Source organism: Bradyrhizobium sp. IC4059, from assembly GCF_020193615.1.
GTDB classification, from domain to species: Bacteria; Pseudomonadota; Alphaproteobacteria; order Rhizobiales; family Xanthobacteraceae; genus Bradyrhizobium; species Bradyrhizobium yuanmingense.
Window position 1 is genome coordinate 45,228 of the sequence record NZ_JADYVH010000012.1, and the last position, 20,202, is coordinate 65,429.

The window sequence follows — 20,202 nt, forward strand, 5'->3', positions numbered from 1 at the left end:
TATTCTGGCGCGATGTCGCGGCATCAAGCGGCCCTGCGCGCGAGCAATCTGCCGAGTGGTGCGTTGGGCTGGGCGATCGCCGCCGTTAGCAGGGCGACGAGGTCCTCCATCCATTCGCCGACCGCTCGGCCCTCGAGCAAATCGCGCTTGTAATTGCAGGAGCCGGTAATGCCGGTCGGGCGCTCCTTGAGCATCAGCGACAGCCAGGTCTGGTCGATCGGCAGCACCGGCTGGCCTTCGCGCGTGACGTTGCCGATCGATTCCGTCGCGAGATCCGGGAGATCGAGCGGCCGGCGCAACGGATTCTGCAGCGTGAAATAGACCTGGAGCAGCGAGGCCGGATCGATCCCCTCCTGCTCCAGTCGATCGGCCAGGACGTTGAACGGCAGCTCCTGCCGCGCATGCGCCTCGAGCACGCTCTGGCGCACCCGCAGCAGAGCCTGCGCGAAAGACAGGTCCGGCGTGATTGTCGTGCGGACGATCACCGTGTTCTCGAACGGGCCGATGATCCGGTCGGTGTCCGGCTGGGCACGATTGGCCATCGCGGTCGCGACCGCGATGTCGGTGCGGCCCGTCCGGGCCAGCAGCATGGCCTTCAGGCCGGTGAGGAAGCACATGAACAGCGTGCAATTGTGCTGGCCCGCAAACGCCGTCAGCCGGGCGATCAGCTCGCGCTCGAGGCAGACCGGATGATGCCCGGTGGAGGCGCCCGGGCTCGATTCGCCGTCGAAGAGGGGACCCGCTCCGCGCAAATTCAGGATCCAGTCGGAAGCCTGGCGGCGCGCCGCGTCGGTGCCGCACCACCAGCGCTGCCAGCGTGCCACGTCCGAAAAGGCCGGCGGCGGGCTCGGCAGCGGCGCAGACGGATATCCGGCCAGCGCGGCATAGCGGCTCGACAATTCCTCGAACAGCACGCCGATCGACCAGCCGTCGACGACGGCGTGATGCAACGTCAGCAGCAGCACGTGGTCATCGTCGTGGAGCCGCAACAGCCGGGCGCGCAACAGCGGCGCGCGCGTGGTGTCGATCGGGGTATAGGCCTCCTGCTCGATCAGGAGATCGATCTTCCTGAGCTCGAGCGCCTTGCGCCGCTTGTTGTTGTGGGAATGACCGTCGCCGATCGTCTCGACCGTCATGATTCGGCCGAGCGTGCGTGGCGCGGCGATGCGGCTTTCCGGCTCATCGCCGTTCCAGGCGAACGCGGTGCGCAGCGATTCGTGCCGGCGCACCACGTCGTCGATCGCCTTTGCCAGGGCGGCCGAATCGAGCGGGCCCTGCAGGCGGAAGGCGAAGGGCAGGTTGAGCTGCGGCAGCCCCGGCAGATTCCGCTCGATGTGCAGCATCTGGTCCTGTCCGATGGAAGGCGCCGGCGGCCCGCCCGCAGCCGATCGCGGCAGGCTTGCGGCAGGCTCGTGCGGCTTCGTGGCCACGGTCTGTTCGACCCGCCGCGCCAACCCCTCGATCGTCGGCGCCTCGAAGATGGCCTTGATCGGCAACGAGACGCCGAGCGCCCGCGCGATGCGCGCCATCACCTGGCCGGCCAGCAGCGAATGGCCGCCGAGGTCGAAGAAATTGTCGGTAACACCGATGCGTTCGACGTTCAGCAGGTCGATCCAGATGTCGGAGAGCACCTTTTCGGTGAAGCGCCGCGCCGGGACGGCCGCATCCGCGCCGGACGTTTCCGGCGGGACGGACGCCAGCAGCGCCGAGCGGTCGATCTTGCCATGGGCGTTGAGCGGCACCTGATCCAGGAACAGGAAGGCGGCGGGGATGGCGTGGACGGGCAGGCGGCTCTTCAGGAAGTCGCGCAGCTCGCTGGCGCTGCTCCGGCTGCCGGGCTTGGCGACGACATGGGCGATCAGCCTGATGTCGCCGCTCGCCTCGCGGCGCGGTTCGACGATGGCGGCGCGCACGCTTGGATGCTCGGCCAGCGCGTTCTCGATCTCCTTGAGCTCGATACGATAGCCACGGATCTTGACCTGATGGTCGGCGCGGCCGAGGCATTCGATCGTCCCGTCGGCGCGGCGCCGGGCCAGATCGCCGGTCCGGTAGAGCCGGCTGCCGGCCTGGCGCGAGAACAGATCGGGCAGAAAGCGCTGCCGGCTCTGCGCGGGATCGTTGATATAGCCGCGGCCGATTCCGGCGCCGCCGATGCAGAGCTCGCCGGTCACGCCGATCGGTTGCGGCTGGAGCTGCGCGTCGAGCACGTAGAGCTGCGTGTTCGGCAGCGGCGCCCCGACCGGAACGTTGGCCGTCGCGATCGCCGGCGCCTTGGTAAGGCGATGCAGGGAGACGTCGTCGGAGCATTCCGACGCGCCATAGGCATTGATCAGCGGCACCCTCGGGCAGCGGGCAAACCAGGCGCGGCAGAGCTCGACGGGCAACGGCTCGCCGGTCGAGATCAGCAGCCGCAGCTTCGCGAAGGCGCGCCGGATCGGCGCCTCGTCCATACGCTCGAGAATGAGGCGCAGCAGCGAGGGCACGATCTCGAGCACCGTGATGCCCTCGCGCTCGATCTCGCGCGCCAGCAGCATCGGGTCCTGCACGATCGCGCTGCCGCAGACATGGACGCGCGCGCCGACCATGGGACCGGCGAGGAATTGCCAGACCGAGATGACGAAGCTCTGCGGCGCGGTCTGCGCGATCACGTCCTTAGGCGAGAGACCGAGCTCGGAGATGAGCGAGGCCAGATGGTTCGACAGGCCGCGCTGCTCGATCATGACACCCTTCGGCGCGCCGGAGGAGCCGGACGTATAGACGAGATAGGCAAGGCTCGAGGCGGCGCGGCGTGCGGCGCGGGCCGGCTTTGTCGACCCGGATGCAAGAGCGTCGTCGAGCTCGGCCACCGGGATGCGCTCGACCAGCGGTTCGAGTAGGGCCTCGACCATGGCAGACTGAGCCCGCCCGGTCAGCAGCACGCGGGCACAGCTCGATCCGAGGATGGTCGAGAGCCGTGCGGTCGGCTGGTCGGGATCGAGATTGAGGAAGGCCGCGCCAACGCGCTGCACCGCGATCATCGCGGCGAGCAGGTCGGGCCCGCGCTCCGCGAGCAAGGCAACCACGCTCTCCGCGCCGACGCCCTCACGGGCCAGCCAGCGCGCGGCCGCCCCAGTGCGGCGCGCCAGCTCGCGATAGGTCAGGGACATGCGACCGTCCGAGACCGCGACGGCGTTCGGCGTCGTCCTCGCCTGGCGCTCGAAGCGTTCGCTCAACTTGCCGCGTGTGGTGAAATTGGCCGGCATGCCCCGGCCTTTTGCCAGCGCTTGCCGACGTTCGGCCTCGGTCAGGAGCGGCAGGCGCGAGATGCGCTGTTCCGGATTGGCGATGACGGCCTTGAGCAGCGTCTTGAACTGGGCCGCCATGGCTTCGATCGTCGCGGCCTCGAACAGATCGGTGGCGTATTCGAAGAAGCCGGTGAAGCGGCCATCGGCCTCGACCAGTTCGAGCGTGATGTCGAACCGCGCCACCCTGGGATCGACTTCCAGCCGCCGGGTCGACAGGCCAGGAAAGCGCGCCGCCTCGATCGAGGCGTTCTGGAGGATGAACATGATCCGGAACAGCGGATTGCCGTCGCTGCGGCGCGCCACCCGCAATGCGCGCAACACCTCCTCGATCGGAAGGTCCTGGTTGCGGTAGGCGTCCAGCGTGACCTGCCGCACCCGCCGCAACATCTCGCCGAAGCTCGGATCGCCGCTGAAATCGTTGCGCAGGACCAGGGTATTGGCGAACAGCCCGATCAGGCGTTCGCTCTCGATCTGGTTGCGGTTGGCGATCAGCGATCCCGTGGCGACGTCCTCATGCGAGGTGTGGCGGAACAACAGGCACTGGAAAGCGGCGAGCAGCGTCATGAACGGCGTGACGCCCTGGTTCTGGCTCAACGCGCGCAGCTCGGACGAGAGGGACTTTGAGAATTCAAGGTAGTGACGCGCGCCGTGTCCGCTCCAGATCTCAGGTCTCGGCCTGTCGGTTCTCAGCGGCAGCATGGTGACGCCGTCGAGCTGGGTCCGCCAATAATCGAGCTGCTCCCTGGCCGCGGGCGTCTGCGCCCAGCTTTGCTGCCAGAGTGCGAAGTCGCGATATTGGAAAGCGGGCGGCGGCAGTGCGGCCGAATGCTTCTTGCGTGTCGCGGCATAATGGACGGCGAGCTCCTGCCAGAACAGCCGCTGCGACCAGCCATCGGTGGCGAGGTGATGGACGTTGACCACCAGCGCATGGTTGTTCCTGTCGAACGACAGCAGTGTCGTCTTCAGGGGCGGCGCGTGGGCCAGGTCGAGCTGACGTTGCGCAAGCCTGAGCGCCTCGCGCCGGATTGCCGCAGGCCGCCTGCCCGCAGGGCATGGCTTGAGCTTGATGCGCTCCAGCCGCGGCGTCGATGACAGCACGAGTTGCATCGGCTCGCCCTGGCGCTCGACGAACACCGAGCGCAGCGCCTCATGGCGCGTTGAGATCGCAGCGAGGCTCGCAGACAGCGCGGCGGCGTCGACCCGGCCCTTGAGGACGGCGATCTCGACGACGTTATAATTGTACCGCGTCGGGTCCAGTCGCGAGAGCACGTACATCCGCTGCTGCTGGAACGACAGCGGTGCGTCCGTGCCTGCAAGCCGGCGCCAGCCCGGCAGCGCCGTCTCGCGCCGGCTTGCGGCGGTCTCGATCCGGGCCGCAAGCGCTGCGACCGTCGGGCAATCGAAGATATCCTCGAACGAGAAGTCGACATTGAAGCGGTCGCGCAGGCGCGAGCGCATCTGTGTCACCGCGAGCGAATCCGCGCCGAGCGCGAAGACGTCCTGGTCGGCGCCGACCTGCGGCAGCTCCAACAGGCCGGCCCAGATCTCGGCGAGCTGGCTCTCGACCGCATTGCGCGGCAGCCGGGTCTCGTCGTCCGCGTCGACCGTTGCAATCAGCCCGGCGAGGGCGTTGCGCTTGACCTTGCCGCTGGCGCCCTTCGGCAGCGCCGCCACGCTGCGGATCACGCTCGGTATCTTGTAGGCCGCAAGCCGTTTTCGTGCGAATTGGCGCAACTGGTCCGGGGTCGCCTCGGCATTCGGCCGCAGCACCACGACGGCCGCGACGTTCTCGCCGAGCTTCTGGTGCGGGACCGCGAACACGCCGGCTTCCAGCACCGCCGGATGGCTGAGCAGGACGTCTTCCACCTCCAGCGGCGATATCTTCTGCCCGCCGCGGTTGATGACGTCCTTGATGCGGCCGACGATGAAGAGATAGCCGTCGTCATCGAGATAGCCGAGGTCGCCGGTCCTGAACCAGCCGTTGCGGAATGCGGCCCGCGTCGCCGGCTCGTCATTATAATAGCCGCGGCTCATGTTCGGCCCGCGCAGCACGATCTCGCCGTGCGCCCCGCTTGCGAGCGTGCGGCCGGTCTCGTCCATGATCGCGATCTCCGGGCCGGCGGCGCGACCGACCGACGCGACCTTGCGCAGCTCGAACCGATTGGCCGCAATCTGCGAGGCCGCCTCGGTCATGCCGTAAGTTTCGAGCACGGGAACGCCGAACGTTGTCTCCAGCCCGGCGAGAATCGTCGGCGCGAGCGAGGCCGAAGCCGACCGGATCACGCGCAGCGACGATGGTCGGGCGCGGTCGGGGTTTACTTCCGCCGCCGTCAGCAATGCGCGATGAATGGTCGGCACCGCCGTGTACCAGGTCGGTTGCAGCTCCCGCATCCAGCCGAAGAACGACGCTGCGTCGAAACCGTCGGTGCAGATCACGCTGGAGCCCGCGGCCAGCGCCGTGAGCAGGCCGGAGATCAAGCCATGGGCATGAAACAGCGGCAGGACGTTGAGCAGGCGATCATGCATCGTGAGCGACAGCACATGGCCGGCATTGTAAGCGGACAGGCAGACATTGCGATGGGTCAGCGGCACCATTTTCGGTCGTGCCGCCGTGCCTGACGTCAGCAGGATGAACGCATCGTCGTCGCCGCGCGAAGCGCCGCCGGCATTGGCTGGCCCGATCGCCGGAGCAATGAACGCGCAGCCGCCGAGATCGTGGGTGGGCCCCGCCACGAAATCGATCAATGCGATGTCGAGCATCCTGGCGGCGTCACGGCTCGCCGAGTTCATGTCGGCACGGGTCACGAGCGCGGTCAGCTTCAGTTCGCTGAAATAGCGTTGCAGCTCGTCCGCCGTCAGATCGGGGTTGACGGGGACGCAGGCGCAGCCTGATGCGACTGCTAGCAGCGCCAGGGCAGTATCGGCGCCGCGCGGCAGCGCCACCGCGATGCGGTCTGCGGGACGGATGCCGAGTTCACGCAAGGCACGCACCAGTTGCCGGATCGACTCGGCCAGCGCGCCATAGCTGAGCGCCGGCCGGCCGAGAGCGAGGAGTGCGGGCGCCGCCGGCGTCCTGCGGGCGTAGAATTCGAGAAGGCCGCTGATATGCGCGAACACCTTCGTTTCGGCCGTGGTGCCGGCTGATGCTTCGTCCGCTCCGGATGCAATGTCCGACAACGCCATTCCCTTTTGGACCGATTAAGTTATTCTTCCAAGAAGTTGGGGAATGCGTCCAGTCCGAGGTGAAGTTTGGACCCCAAAATCTGTGGTTGAGGGGCCCTCGAGCCCTTCGACGGAGTAAGGGTCGGGCAGAATCACGATGCTGGAGAACGAGCCGAGCACGAGTTTGGAAGGTGGGCTGAATCACTGGCTCGAAAGCATCGGCCTCGGGCACTACACCGATCTTTTCGCGCAGCACCGCCTCGATCTCGACGTCATCGCGGATCTCACCGAAGCCGATCTGGTCGAGCTCGGATTGCCGCTCGGCGATCGCAAGCGGCTGCAGCGGGCGATGGCGGCGCTGTTTCAAGCGGAAACCACGGAGGCGCCGGCGGAGGCGCCGCGTCCGCAAATCCGGGCGGAGGTCGGAGCCGAACGGCGCCAGCTCACCACGATGTTCTGCGACATGGTGGATTCCACCTCGCTGTCCGCGCAGTTCGATCCGGAGGACGTCCGCGACATGATCGCGGATTTTCGCGAGACCTGCGTCCGGGTGGTCAAGCAATACGAGGGCTTTGCCGCCCGTTTCGTCGGCGACGGTATCCTGGTCTATTTCGGCTATCCGACCGCACATGAGGACGATGCCGAGCGCGCGGTGCGCGCCGGGCTCGAGATCGTGCGGGTGCTGTCGACGGCACGCGCGGTCGAGCCGCGTGGTGCGCTCAGCCATTCACCCGCCGTCCGCATCGGGATCGCGACCGGCCTCGTTGTGGTCGGCGACCTCGTCGGGCAGGGCACCGAAGAACGCGACTCCGCGGTCGGGGAAACCGTCAATCTCGCGGCGCGCCTGCAAGGCCTGGCGCCGCCCAACGGCGTGGTGATCTCGGCCTCGACGCAGGCGCTGCTGAAGGGGAAGTTCGACTACCGCAATCTCGGAGTCCACGACTTGAAGGGGATCTCCGAGAAGGCCCAGGCCTGGCACGTGGTGCGCGCCTCGCGGTTGGAGACCCGTTTCGCTGCGGCGATGGGTACGCGCCTGACGCCGCTCGTCAACCGCGAGGAGGAGATCGCGCTGTTGATGGGGCGCTGGCAGCAGGCCAAGGACGGCGACGGCCAGGTCGTGGTCAAGTTCGGCGAGCCCGGAATCGGCAAGTCGCGCATCATCCAGGAGATATTCGAGCGGATATCGGGCGACCGCCATGGACAGGTCTCGCTGCAGTGCTCGCCCTATTACACCTCCACCGCGTTCCATCCGTTCGTCGAGCAGCTCAAATTCTCCCTCGGTCTCGATCGCGAGGATTCGTCCGCGCTGTCGCTGGCGAGCCTGGAGAACGCGATCGCCGCCGCCGATGGCGACATTGAGCAGGTCACCCCGCTGTTTGCCGCGCTGCTGTCGATACCGACCGGGGACCGCTATCCGCCGCTCGAGCTGTCGCCGCAGCAGCAGAAGGATGCGACGGTCGTGGCGCTGGTCAACCATTTCCTCGGCCTTGCGCGCGAGATGCCGCTGGTGATCGCGTTTGAGGATTTGCATTGGATCGACCCGACCTCCCGCGAGGTGGTCGACCTCCTGGTCGATCGGGTGCAGAACCAGCCGATCCTGGCGATCATCACCGCGCGCTCGGAATTCCAGGCGAGCTGGAACGCGCATTCGCACATCACCACCCTGGTCCTGAACCGCTTGAGCCGGCAGTTGCGCACGACGCTGGTGGAGCGCGTCGCGGGACGCGAGCTGCCCAAGGAGGTTGTCGAGGAGATCATCGTCAAGACCGACGGCGTGCCGCTGTTCCTGGAAGAGTTGACCAAGACGGTTCTGGAATCCAATCTGCTGACCGAGCGGCACGGGCGCTACGTGCTGTCGGGACCGTGGCGGCAGCTCGCAATCCCGGCCACCCTGACCGACTCGCTGATGGCGCGGCTCGATCGGATGGGACCCTTCAAGCGCATCGCGCAGATCGGCGCCACGATCGGCCGCGAGTTCTCCTGCGAGACGCTGCATGCCGTCGCCAATACGCCGGCCGAGCAGATCGAGGCGGCGCTCAGTCATCTGCAGGAGGCCGGGCTGATCATGCGCCGCGGCCATCCGCCGGATGCGCTGTACTCCTTCAAGCACGTGATGATCCAGAACGCCGCGCATGCGAGCCTGTTGCACAGCGAGCGGCGCAAGCTGCATGCGCGGATCGCCCAGGTGCTCGCCGAGATGTATCCGGAGAGGACCGAGCGCGAACCGGAGCTGCTCGCCCATCATTTGACCGAATCCGGCCAGAGCGAGGGCGCCGCCAGCTTCTGGCTCAAGGCCGGCAAGCAGGCGGCCAAGACCGGGGCCAATCTGGAGGCGATCGGCCACCTGCGCCGCGGCCTTAACGTCGTGCAGGCCAATGCGCGCATGCAGGGCGCCGACGAGATGGAGCTCAAGCTGCGCATCGCGCTCGGCAACGCGCTGATCGCCGCCAAGGGCTACGCGGTGCAGGAGGTCGAGGAGAACTACATCCGCGCGCTGGAGCTCGGCCGTCAGCTCGATGACGACGAAAAGGTCTTCGCTGCGACGCGCGGGCTCTGGGTGTGCCATTTCATCCGCGCCGATCTCACCCGCGCGCACGATCTCAGCGTCGAGCTGTTGAAGTTTGCCAAGCGCGAGCGGCTGAACGAGCGGACGCAGCCGGCGCAGCAGACCGGCTATCTGATCGAGGCGCACCGCGCGATCGCGATGACCATGCTCTATCGCGGCCGCTTCGCAGCCTCGCAGCACCATTTGCACCGCTGCATCAACCTGTTCAGCCCCGATCTGCACTCCGACCTGATGGAACGGCACGGCATCGATCCCGGTGTCGTTTCGCTGTCCTATCTCGGTTACCTCCTGTGGTTCCTCGGTCGGCCCGACGCGGCGCGCCAGCACAGCGAGCAGGCGATCGCGAACGCCGAGAAGATCCGCCACCCCTTCACGCTCGCCTTCGCGCTGGTGTTCGGCGCCTATCTCCGCCAGCATTTGCGCGACGTCGAAGGCACGCGCGACTACGCCAATCGCGCCATGATCATTGCCACCGAGCACAATTTCCTGCACTGGAAGCAGCAGGCGGCGATCCTGCGCGGCTGGGCGCTGGCTCAGCTCGGCGAAGCCGACGAAGGCCTCGGCCAGATGCGCTTCGGCCTCGACGAGTACGAGGCGATGGATTCCTGGCTCGCCGGCTGCTGGTTCCGCTGTCTGCTCGCGGAAACCTACGCCAAGGTCGGGATGCGCGACGCCGCCTTGCGCGCGCTGGATGGTGCGCTTGCGACCGCAAGGCGGACCGGCGATCACTTCTATCTCGCCGAGGTCTATCGCATGCAAGGCGAGATCACGCTGGCGGGTGGCGACCCGGCGTCGGTCCAGGAGGCGGAGGACCTGTTCGGCCTTTCGCTGGAGACCGCACGCAAGCAGGGAGCGCTGTCCTGGGAGCTTCGCACCGCCGTCTGCCTCGCGCGCCTGTCGCATCAAGCCGGCAAGCGCGAGCACGCAAGACTCCTGCTGATGCCGATCGTCGGCAAATTCAGCGAGGGCTTTTACACGCCGGACCTGAAGCAGGCGATGCAGCTCCTCGATGAGCTCGGTAGCGACGCGGCGGTGCGCGAGCAGGCCGGTCTGTGACATGAGCGATCTTGCCGCCGCGCGTGCGCGCTACGCTGAGTTGATCGCCAGGCGCGAGCGGATTGCCTCGAAGCGTCTGCTCGCCGCGCTCGCCGCCGTTCCGCGCGAGGAATTTCTGCCAAGGGGACCGTGGCGCATCAAGGGCGAGGCAGCGCGCAGTTACCGGCTGACGCCCGACGCCGATCCCCTTCATCTCTACGACAACGTGCTGGTCGCGATCGATGCGCGCCGCATGCTCGACACCGGCCTGCCGAGCCTGTGGGCGCATTTGATCGACACTCTCGACGTCAAGCGGGCGGACCGTGTGGTGCAGATCGGCTGCGGCCTCGGCTATTTCTCGGCGGTGCTGTCGATGATGGTCGGCGAGAAGGGCCGCGTCCATGCGATCGAATGCGACGAGCGGCTCGCGACCCGGGCGGCGAGCTATTTGCGCGGCTATGGCAATGTCACGGTCGTCCACGGCGATGGATGCAAGGACGTGAGCGAGCCCGCCGATGTGATCATCGTCCATGCCGGCTTCCCGCACCCGCACCCGCTCTGGCTGCGGTCGCTCCGTCCGCGCGGCCGTCTTCTGGTGCCGCTGACCCAGCGCGACCGCGAAGGCGCCGCCCTCAAGATCACGCGGAGGGCCAGGGGTTTCGAGGCAGAGGCGATCCAGCAGATCCGGATCTTTCCCGGCCGGGGCCGCGGCGTGACCGCCCTCGACGACCGCGTCGCCGACTGGTGGCAGCGCGCCTCAGCCCTGGCACCGCTCCGCTTTCGCGAGCTGGAGCAGGGGCTGCCGTCGGATGGCTAACACTTCGTTTCGCTTTACCTTGATTTCGATCGTGAGTTTCCGGTATCTCGCATTGCCGCTATCAGTGCGGGTCTGATGGCCATTTGAGCGTGCTCCATGCATTCCGTTGCCCTGCTGACTGCCAGCTACGCCAAGGATATCGAACGCTTTTCGCTGCTTAGCGAGAGCATCGACACTTGGCTATCGGGATACAGGCGGCATTATGTACTCGTTAACGATGAGGACGTGCCGCTGTTCGCGCGCTTCGCGTCCGACAAGCGGGTCATCGTTCCGGCCTCGCGCTATCTGCCGAAGTGGCTGTTCGCGCTGCCGCCGGCGCTCCAGTTCGGCAGCCGGCGCGTCTGGCTGTCGCTGCTGTCCTCGCCGGTGCACGGCTGGCACATCCAGCAGATCCTGAAGATCGCCGGCGTCCTCAACGCGCCCGAGCAGCGCGTCTGCATCCTAGATTCGGACAATCTGTTCTTCCGCGAGTTCGACGTCAGCCGATATGCCGGCGCTGAGACGACGCCGCTGTTCGTCACGCGCAAAGCGATCGCCGCCGACCACCCGTTGCACGGCCTGTGGCTGCGCACCGTCGACCAGCTTCTCGGCATCAAGCAGCGCGCGTTCCCGGCGGACGATTATGTCGGCAACGCGCTGGTCTGGGACAGGGACACGGCGCGTGCGATGACGGACGCGATCAAGTCGGCGACCGGCCTGAGCTGGGTGCTGGCGCTGTGCCGGAAGAAGAAGTTTTCAGAGTATCTGCTTTACGGAAACTTCGTCGCCAATGCGCCGGAACACCTGGCGCGACATCGGCTCACCGAAGACAGCATCGCGGTCTCGCACTGGGACGACACGCCGCTCGATCGCCCGGCCATCGAAGCGATGATGCGCACGGCCTCGCCCGAGCAGGTCGCGCTTTGCATTCAGTCCTATTCGTCGACGTCGATCGCCGACATCCGCGACGTGTTCCGCCTGTCCTCGCGCGAGCGGCGCGCGCCGAGCCTGGCCCCCGATCATATCGGCGATGTGGCCGCGTTCGAAACGCCGAAGACACGCTGATTTCTAAAGCATGATCCGGAAAAGTGCATAGCGGTTTTCCGAAAAGATCATGCTCGAACAATAATCTAAAGCGCGATGACGATTCATCCTAATCGCATCGCGCTTTAGCCGCCCTTCGTGAACTTGCTGATGACGTCCATGAACGGCTTCGGCTTGAACTCGCCGTCGAGCGGCAGGGGGCGGTTCGGCTGCTTGTCCTTGCGGGCAAAGGTGCCGTTGATCCAGCTGTAACGGTCCGAGATGCCCCAGGTCAGGATCGACCGCACCGGGCCGCTCGCGGCAACGGCCGTCAGCAGGTCGTCGACGCGCTTGGCGACGACGGCGTCGCGCTCCGCAGGACTTCCCGCCAGCTTCTGGTCGTCGACGTCGAGCTCGGTGATGAGAACCTCGAGCCCCCAGGAACGCAGCTCGGTGACGAATTCGGCGAGCCCGTGCGTGTCGATCTCAAGCTCGGCGTGAAGATGCGCCTGCAGCCCGACGGCGTGGAGCGGAACGCCCTGATCGAGCAGGTCCATGATGAGGGTGCGATAGGCCGCCCGCTTGGCGATGAACGAGTCCTTCGCCGATTCGATGTCATATTCGTTGATCGCGAGCTTGACGAAGGGGTCGGCCGCCGCCGCCGTGCGGAACGCCAGCGGAATCCAGCGATCGCCGAGATGTTGCGTCCAGAAGGTGTCGCGCCGGTCCTTCGGGCTGCGCGGATTGTCCGGGATCGGCTCGTTGACGACGTCCCACGACGTCAGCTTGTCCTTGTAGTAGGAAACGACGGTGCCGATGTGGTCGAGATAGGCCCGTTCGACGCCCTTGCTGCCCTTGATCTGCTTGGTCCAGTCCGGAATGTCGTGATACCAGGCGAGTGCGTGGCCGCGCATGGCCAGATCGTTGTCGCGCGCGAAATCCAGGATCGCGTCGGCGCGCTCGAAGGTGAACGTATGGGCGTCCGGCCGCAGCATCGGCCATTTCAGCTCGAGCACCGGCACCACCTGCGTGCAATAGGTGCTGATGGCCTCGCCGAGCCGCGGATCGGCTTGCAGGTCCCAGAGCGTGGCGGCTGCGCCGTAGCCCGGGCGGCGTTGGACGCGTTTCGAGGCCGGCACCGCGGACGCCGATGCGCCCGCCGCGAGCGTTGCGACACTGCCGAGCAGGAATTCGCGTCGGTCGAGCCCGGTCACGCGTGCCGCTGCATCGCGGCTTCCGCGATTTCGTAATAGTGAAGCGCGCCCTTCTCGAGCGTCAGGTGGTCCAGCACATAATCGCGCGGCGCGAAGCCTCCCGCCTCGACCTCTGACCAGAAACGGCCCCAGCCCGCCGCGAAGCTGCCCGCGTCAGTAAAGGTCATGCCGCAGCGTGCGTCGAAATAGGGCACCGAGGACACGTTACCCTCGTATCGCACCTTGTCCGGGAAATATTTCGGATCCTGCCAGGGCCCGCCGCGATCCCAGGCGAAGACGGGCACGCCGCTCGAGAGTGCTTGCTGGCAGGCGATGCCCTGGCTCTCGTGCTCGCAGAGGAAGATCATGCTGCGGCAGCGCGCCAGCGCGGCCTTGTAATCCTCTTCCTTGTAGTGCCCGTAGCGGATCGTTTCGACCGTGCGTCCGCCGGCTTCGAGAAACTTTCGGATCGGCTCGATCAGCTCCGGTTGATACCGGTCGTAATCCCAGCGGACCTTGTCGTAGAGCAGCACGTCGATCTTCTTCTGCGCGGCCGGCGCCGGGACCCACAGATCCGTCTCGATGCCGACGGGCCAGGCACCGACATGGGGCCAGTGCGGACGGAACATGTCGGCATACCAGGCGCACGGCAACAGCACCTGCCTCACGTCGAGATCCTCTAGAGTTTCTGGTGCGTCGATTGGATGGTCATACATGGCGACGCCAAGCAGCAGTGGATTCTTCCACTTGAACCAGTCGAGCACGAACGGCCGGCCGATGATGCAGGCCAGTTCCTCCGGATGCTTCCGAATGTAGCGATAATCGTTGACGCGGTAGCGAATGCCAAGCCGATCGAGACCTGCGCACAGATTGAGCAGAACGCGCCGCTGTCCGCTGATGAAGGACTTGCCCAGCAGCAACCGGCGCAGCAGCGGCCGAAGGTGACGGTCGCCGGGAAACCAGCGGTCGTCTCGTTCCTCGAAGAAGAGGTTGAGGACCATCCTGTCGCGGCCCTTCGCGCCGGGATACGCCGGAGCCGCGGGAGCAGTGGCGGTTCGACGCGGGAGGGAGGTCGATCTCGCCCGTGTTCGTTCGACAACGTCCATATCAGTTACATCAGTGCGTCGGAGGAGTCGGGCGACGTTTCGCTATCATTGCTTCTTTTCTGTGATCGCGCCCGCTCCTTCAAGGACAGGGCAAATTTAACGCTAACGCGCGATAACCGCGTGCTCGCTCCATTAGCGATCCGATTTGCAGGGTTATCCGGCTATCCTTGACTTGTCCTTGACCTATCCTTGGCAATGCCAGCGGCGAGCCCCGATTGTCGCACCCAATCGTCTTAACGATCCGTTAATCCTGATGGCCGCCCACGGTCCCGTGCTCGCATGCTGAACCGCCATTTCTCGATCTATCTCGTCGCCTACATCCTGCCTGCGGCGGTGGGCTTCTTCGCCGTCACGGCCTATACGCGGCTCCTCAGCCCGGCGGAGTACGGCGTCTATGTCGTCGGCATCAGCCTTGCCGGGATTCTGGGCGCGATCTTCTTCGCCTGGATCAAGCTGTCGGTGTCGCGCTATCAGGCGATGTCGGCGGAGGTCGATTTTCGTGGCACGGCAATCGTCGCCTTCGCGCTCACGGCCGCGGTGCTCTGCGCCACCACTCCGCTGGTCGTCCTGTTCCGCAGCGATGTCAGCGTCGAGCTGCTGCTCGCCAGCATGTTCGTCGCGATCATGGCCAATGCAGTCGATGTCGGCCAGGAGTTCGAGCGCGCTAAATTGCGCCCCTACCGGTTCGCGGCGATCTCGATCGTGCGCAGCGTCTCCAGCGTCGGCTTCGGTCTTCTCGGAATCTGGCTCGGCTGGGGTGGATTGGGGCTGCTCGCCGCATTCGGCCTGGGGTCGCTCGCCGGCATCATCCTGAACCTCGTCGGCGACCGCACCGGGATCGCGCGCTTCCAGCGCAGCCAGTTCATGCAGCTGGCGCGCTACGGCCTGCCGCTGACGCTGGCGGGATTGTCCGTGGCGGTCTATTCGGCCTGCGACCGCCTCATTGTCGCTTATCTGCTCGGCAAGGACGCTGCCGGCATCTTCGGCGTTGCCGCCGATCTGCCGCGCCAGTTCATGGTCATGATCGCATCCAGCGTCGCCGCGGCGACGGTGCCGCTGGTGTTCCGGTCATTGTCCGAGAACAACGGCGAGACGACGCGGGAGCGGCTGACCGAAAGCCTCGAGCTGCTGCTCGTCGTGGTGGCGCCCGTTGCGGTCTGGCTTGCGCTTGCGGCGGACCAGGTGGCCGGAACGCTCGTCGGGATCGACTTCCGCGCCGGCGTCTCGGCCCTGTTGCCGACACTGGTGCTTGCGCGGCTTTTCGGCATCGCCAATCAGTTCTACGTGCAGATCAGCTTCCAGCTCGCCGAGCGGCCCTTCATGCTGGCGGCGCAATCCTTTCTCACGCTGGTGATCAGCGTCATCCTGATGTTCGCGCTGATCGGCGGCTACGGCCTTCACGGCGCGGCGCTGGCGACGCTGGCAACCGAGGCGATCGGCTTCCTCGTCGCACTCGTCCTGATGCATCGGGCCCATCCGGTCCCGTTCGAGCTCAACCGCCTCGCCGGCGTTGCCGCCTCCGCGGCATTGATGGCGGCGGCGATCCTTGTTGCGCGCGCGCAAGTGGGCGGCACCGGCCTCGCCTCGCTCGTCATCGTCAGCCTCGCCGGCGGCCTTGCCTATGCCGCCGCGGCGTGGCTGCTGAATGTTGCGAACGTGCGAACGTTGTCGCTGCGTTTCCTGCGAACGTTGAACCGCAAGGCTCTCGGCGTCTAGCGAGGGACTATCCGCGCGTTCGTACGGTTGCACCAAAAGGTGATCCGGACATTCTGCCGCAGCGATCGAGGCAGCTCCGGACCGCCCCCGGCTGAAGGCCGCCTTCCGCCTTCGCCAACCCTCGTATATGAGAGATTTGTCGCCCGAACGTACCGAATCCCGCCACAGAGGGAACGTAAGGCGGCTGCGATTTCTTAATCCAATGATTCCAATCTGACACGTGAGCGACACCAGCCGACTGGCAGCTCGACCGAGGATGGCATGAAAAACCGATCGACGACGGCGCAATCCATCAGGGCGGTGGGGCGCCGGGGGCCTGCCGGAATCATGGCGCTCGTGGCGGCGGCGACCCTTGCGGCGGCCACCCCGGCGATTGCGGCCAAGCAGCAGCGCCAGGTGGCCGAGGCAGTCGCGCCGCGGGTGGCCGGCGATCCGGTCATGGCGATCGTGTCGATCAAGAGCCAGCAGGTCACTTTCTACGATGCCGACGGCTGGATCGTGCGCGCGCCGGTATCGACCGGCACCACCGGACGCGAGACGCCGGCTGGCGTCTTTGCCATTCTCGAGAAGAACCGGGAGCATCGCTCGAGCCTTTATGACGATGCCTGGATGCCGCACATGCAGCGCATTACCTGGAACGGCATCGCCCTGCATGGCGGACCGCTGCCCGGCTATGCCGCCTCGCACGGCTGCGTGCGAATGCCGTTCGGCTTCGCCGAGAATGTGTTCGACAAGACCTATATCGGGATGCGCGTGATCGTCTCGCCGCATGACACGGTCCCGACGGAATTCTCTCATCCGTCGCTGTTCGTGCCAAAGCCGGAGGCCATCGCGGCCGTGCCCGGCCGGGCCGACAAGCTCTCCGCCGAGGCGGAGGAGGCCACAAGGGCGGCCGACGAGGCCAAGAAGGCTGCGTCCGCCGCCGCGAAGGAAGCCGCCTCGCTCCCGGCCGCGTTGCGCAAGCTGGAACAGCAGAAGACCCGCGCCGATGCCGAGCTCGCCTTCGCCGACAAAATGCTCGCAAATGCCAAGACGGATCAGGCCCGCGCCAAGGCCGAGGAGCTGAAGCAGAAGGCAGCAACCAAGGCTGCCGACGCGGCGACGCAGCTCGAGGCCGCCAGGGCCGCCGCGCAGCCGAAGCGCGATGCGGTGGCTGCGACCAAGGAAGCCGCGAAGACCGCTGCGGCCAGAAAGACCGAGGCGGTGAAGGCGGCGACCGACGCGAAGCTCGCGGGCGAGCCGGTCTCGGTCTACATCAGCCGGGCGACGCAGAAGCTCTATGTGCGTCGGAACACGCACAAGCCGGCGCCCGACGGCGGCGGCGAGGTGTTCGACACCAGCATCGAGGTCCCCGTCACGATCCGCAATCCCGAGCAGCCGATCGGCACGCATATCTTTACGGCGATGGCGAAGACCGGGACGGGCCTGCGCTGGAGCGTTGTCACGATCGAGAACGGCGATGAGGCGCGCAACGCACTCGACCGCATCACCATCCCGCAGGACGTATGGGACCGCATCGGACCGACCGCGTTGCCGCGTTCCTCGATCGTCGTCTCGGACGAGCCGCTGAGCAGCGAGACCAATTACCGCACCGAGTTCGTCGCGGTGCTGAGCAACGAGCCGCAAGGCGGCTTCATCACGCGCAAGCCGACCGTGCCTGCCATGATCGCCAGCGATGACGGCTGGGACAACGGCTTCGGCTTCTTCTATCGCGATCCCTACGTCCAGCCGGCCAACCCGCGCCGGCGCAGCCAGTACCAGTACTATCAGCCGGCGCAGCCGTTCCAGCGCGGCTTCTGGTAAAGGACGCGCCGCCTCGGCCAACGCCCCTGCTACGGGCGGGCCTCGATCACGATCGCCTGGATCTTGCCCTCCACCGGACCGGATCCATGGCGGGCCCGGATTGCCTCCGCAACCGTATCGGTCGCAGCCTGAAGCTTGCCGGCATCCCGTGCCTCGATCTCGCTGCGCAGCGGCGTGCCCTGGCAGAGCGCAATGGCGACATCTTCGGCTAAAGGCGCGCGGCTGATTTCGGATCGGGTTTCGATCGAGATGTCGCGGAAGCCAGCTCGTTCGAGATCGCTCCTGATGACGGCCTTGTCGTGATAGCCGTGCGGCGTCCGGACCATGAAACGCGGCGGATCATTGGGAAACAGCTTCTCGAGCGCGACCGTTGCTTCATGCGTGAGCGCATTCTCCTCGATGCGATCCCAAACGTTGAACACGAACGTGCCGTCCGGCTTCAGGACGCGCCTGACCTCGCCATAGGCCTTGATGCGGTTCGGAAAGAACATCGCGCCGAACTGGCAGCAGACCACGTCGAACTCGGCGTCGCCCAAGGGCAGGGCCATTGCGTCCGCCTGGCGCCAGGTGATGCGATCGTCATTCGCCTGGCGCTGCGCTGCGACCGCGAGCATCGGTTCGTTGAGGTCCGTTGCAACGTATCGAACGCCGCGCGGCAGCGCCGCCGCCACGGCACGCGTCACCGCACCGGTGCCCGCTGCGATCTCGAGCAATACAGCGGGAGAGCGTGCGGCAACGCGCCTTGCGATGTCCTCCGCATAGACGGCGAAGATCATCGGGACCAGATACTCGTCGTAGATTTTCGGAATCGAGCCGGCGAAAACCTTGTCAGTGTCGGGCATGCTAGCCTCGCTGAAGGTTCGGACACGAGGCCACGTTACCATGGTTTCCCGCAAGAGCCAGCAACGGCGTACATTGCGGGCAATCGGTTCTACGATCTCCCGCCGCCGATCTCGCGGATCGGCCGCGTGCCGTCCCAGCTCATCGCGGCCTGCCGCACCTTCTCGAAGAACGGGCCCTTGGTGCCGCTGATGTCGGAGATTTCGATCACCGTGCCCGGATGCGCCTGCGTGTCGAAATAGGCAAAGCGTCCCTTGTTGCCGCCGATCTGGCCCTCATGGCCGATCCGATAGCCGAGCCCGAGCGCCTTGTCGTAGAGCGCCTGATAGTCGTGGCTCCAATACGACATGTGCTGGAGGCCTTCGTGCCCGGCATCGAGAAATTCCCTGTAGAGCGAGGGCGCGTCGTTGCGCTGCTGGATCAGCTCGATCTGAAGATCGCCGGAATTGGCCAGCGCAATGCTCATCTCGACGGCGGAATCCCGGCCGCGATGCCGGAACCAGTCGGTCTTTACCCGGTCCATGTAGTACCAGGGACCGACGCCCATCACCTCGATCCAGTGCTTCATCGCGGCGTGGATGTCCCGCACCACATATCCGTTCTGGCGCACCGCGCCGAAGATGCGGCTCATGCCCGCGCTCCCCTCGTCACGTTGGTCACTTGACCTCGATGCCCGCGTCCTTGGCAACCTGCTTCCAGGCCGTAATGTCGCGCGCGTTGATGTCGCGCTGCTCCTCGCCGGGCACGAATTGCGGGGTGATGCCGAGCGCCAGCAGCTTCTGCTTCACGACGTCATCGCCAAGGGCATCCTTCAGGGCGGTCGACAGCTTCTGCGCGATCGGCGGCGCCACGCCGGCTGGCGCATACATCGCCCAGGACAGGCTGCGGTCGAACGTGACCCCCTGCTCCTTGTAGCTGGCGATGTCGGGCAGGCTCGGCGACCGCTCGCCGCAGGCGGCCAGCGCCTTGATCGAGCCCTCCTTCACCAGCGGCGTTGCGGTGGCGACGTCGAGCGTCGCCAGCGAAATGTGGCGGCCGAGCAAATCGCCGGCTAGCTTTGCGATGCCGTTGAACGGCACGTGGTCCATCCTGATGCCGGTCTGCTGCATCAGGATTTCCGCGCAGAATTGCCCGGTCGAGCCGACGCCCCAGCTGCCGTACTGGATCGGCTCGCCCTTCTTGGCCAGCGCGACCAGACCCTTGATGTCATTGGCGGCAAAATCCTTGGTCGCCACCAGCATGATGGAGGAGACGCCGACGCGCCCGATCGTCGTGAAGTCCTTGATCGGATCGTAGGGCAGTTTTGGATAGATCGCGGGCGCCAGCACATGCGTGGTCATGCCGCCGACGGTGATGGTGTAGCCGTCATTCGCGGAAGTCGCGACCATCTGCGTGCCGATCGTGCCGGCGGCGCCGGTGTGGTTCTCGATATAGATGCTCTGCCCGAGCGTCTTGCCCATCCTGTCCGCAAGCAGCCGGCCGACTACGTCGCCGCCGCCGCCGGCCGCGTAAGGCAGCAGCATCCTGATCTTGCGGGTGGGGTAGGCGGCAGCATCCTCGGCGCGGGCGGACGGCGCCGCTGACAAGATCAGCAGCAATGATGTGACGATGCGAAGCGCTGCGATGGTTTGCGCGGGCAAAAGGCGAGCGTGGCTTGCCATGGCGTTCTTCCCCAATT

Annotated in this window: 11 protein-coding genes; 5 read left to right on the forward strand and 6 right to left on the reverse strand. The window is 66.2% G+C overall.

Going from position 1 to position 20,202, the window contains the following annotated elements; genetic code table 11:
- Positions 1–23 precede the first annotated feature (23 nt).
- Positions 24–6,467 (reverse strand): non-ribosomal peptide synthetase, encoded by a 6,444-nt coding sequence (locus I6F12_RS30110; RefSeq protein ID WP_225157870.1) that lies wholly within the window; start codon positions 6,465–6,467, stop codon positions 24–26.
- Between the two features lie 136 nt (positions 6,468–6,603).
- Here I6F12_RS30110 and I6F12_RS30115 point away from each other — a divergent pair, with 136 nt between their 5' ends.
- The 3 genes from I6F12_RS30115 (at position 6,604) to I6F12_RS30125 (ending at position 11,908) form a co-directional block, all read left to right on the forward strand.
- Positions 6,604–10,068, forward strand: coding sequence for an AAA family ATPase (locus I6F12_RS30115; protein ID WP_225157871.1), 3,465 nt, complete (start codon positions 6,604–6,606; stop codon positions 10,066–10,068).
- Position 10,069: 1 nt separating this feature from the next.
- Positions 10,070–10,864 carry an rRNA adenine N-6-methyltransferase family protein gene (locus I6F12_RS30120; protein ID WP_225157872.1) on the forward strand — a complete coding sequence of 265 codons (795 nt, stop codon included), beginning with the start codon at positions 10,070–10,072 and terminating at the stop codon, positions 10,862–10,864.
- A 96-nt stretch (positions 10,865–10,960) separates the two neighbouring features.
- Positions 10,961–11,908, forward strand: coding sequence for a DUF6492 family protein (locus tag I6F12_RS30125; protein WP_225157873.1), 948 nt, complete (start codon positions 10,961–10,963; stop codon positions 11,906–11,908).
- A 104-nt stretch (positions 11,909–12,012) separates the two neighbouring features.
- Here the strand turns inward: I6F12_RS30125 and I6F12_RS30130 are convergent, their stop codons facing one another.
- Positions 12,013–13,080 (reverse strand): endo-1,4-beta-xylanase, encoded by a 1,068-nt coding sequence (locus I6F12_RS30130; RefSeq protein ID WP_225157874.1) that lies wholly within the window; start codon positions 13,078–13,080, stop codon positions 12,013–12,015.
- Positions 13,077–14,165, reverse strand: a complete 1,089-nt coding sequence (locus tag I6F12_RS30135) for a glycosyltransferase family 1 protein (RefSeq protein ID WP_225157875.1) — start codon at positions 14,163–14,165, stop codon at positions 13,077–13,079. Before I6F12_RS30135 ends, I6F12_RS30130 begins: the two co-directional genes overlap by 4 nt.
- A 279-nt stretch (positions 14,166–14,444) precedes the next feature.
- Between I6F12_RS30135 and I6F12_RS30140 the strand changes: the two genes are divergently transcribed.
- Both I6F12_RS30140 and I6F12_RS30145 read left to right on the forward strand, forming a co-directional pair.
- Positions 14,445–15,881, forward strand: a complete 1,437-nt coding sequence (locus I6F12_RS30140) for an oligosaccharide flippase family protein (RefSeq protein ID WP_225147759.1) — start codon at positions 14,445–14,447, stop codon at positions 15,879–15,881.
- A 261-nt stretch (positions 15,882–16,142) separates the two neighbouring features.
- Positions 16,143–17,684, forward strand: coding sequence for a L,D-transpeptidase (locus I6F12_RS30145; protein ID WP_225157876.1), 1,542 nt, complete (start codon positions 16,143–16,145; stop codon positions 17,682–17,684).
- Positions 17,685–17,713: 29 nt separating this feature from the next.
- Here the strand turns inward: I6F12_RS30145 and I6F12_RS30150 are convergent, their stop codons facing one another.
- The 3 genes from I6F12_RS30150 to I6F12_RS30160 form a co-directional block, all read right to left on the reverse strand.
- Positions 17,714–18,526 (reverse strand): class I SAM-dependent methyltransferase, encoded by an 813-nt coding sequence (locus tag I6F12_RS30150; protein ID WP_225147758.1) that lies wholly within the window; start codon positions 18,524–18,526, stop codon positions 17,714–17,716.
- An 89-nt stretch (positions 18,527–18,615) separates the two neighbouring features.
- Positions 18,616–19,155, reverse strand: a complete 540-nt coding sequence (locus I6F12_RS30155) for a VOC family protein (RefSeq protein ID WP_036011717.1) — start codon at positions 19,153–19,155, stop codon at positions 18,616–18,618.
- A gap of 25 nt (positions 19,156–19,180) precedes the next feature.
- A complete protein-coding gene (locus I6F12_RS30160; RefSeq protein WP_225157877.1) occupies positions 19,181–20,185 on the reverse strand; it encodes a tripartite tricarboxylate transporter substrate binding protein in 1,005 nt (334 codons plus the stop codon).
- Positions 20,186–20,202 lie beyond the last annotated feature (17 nt).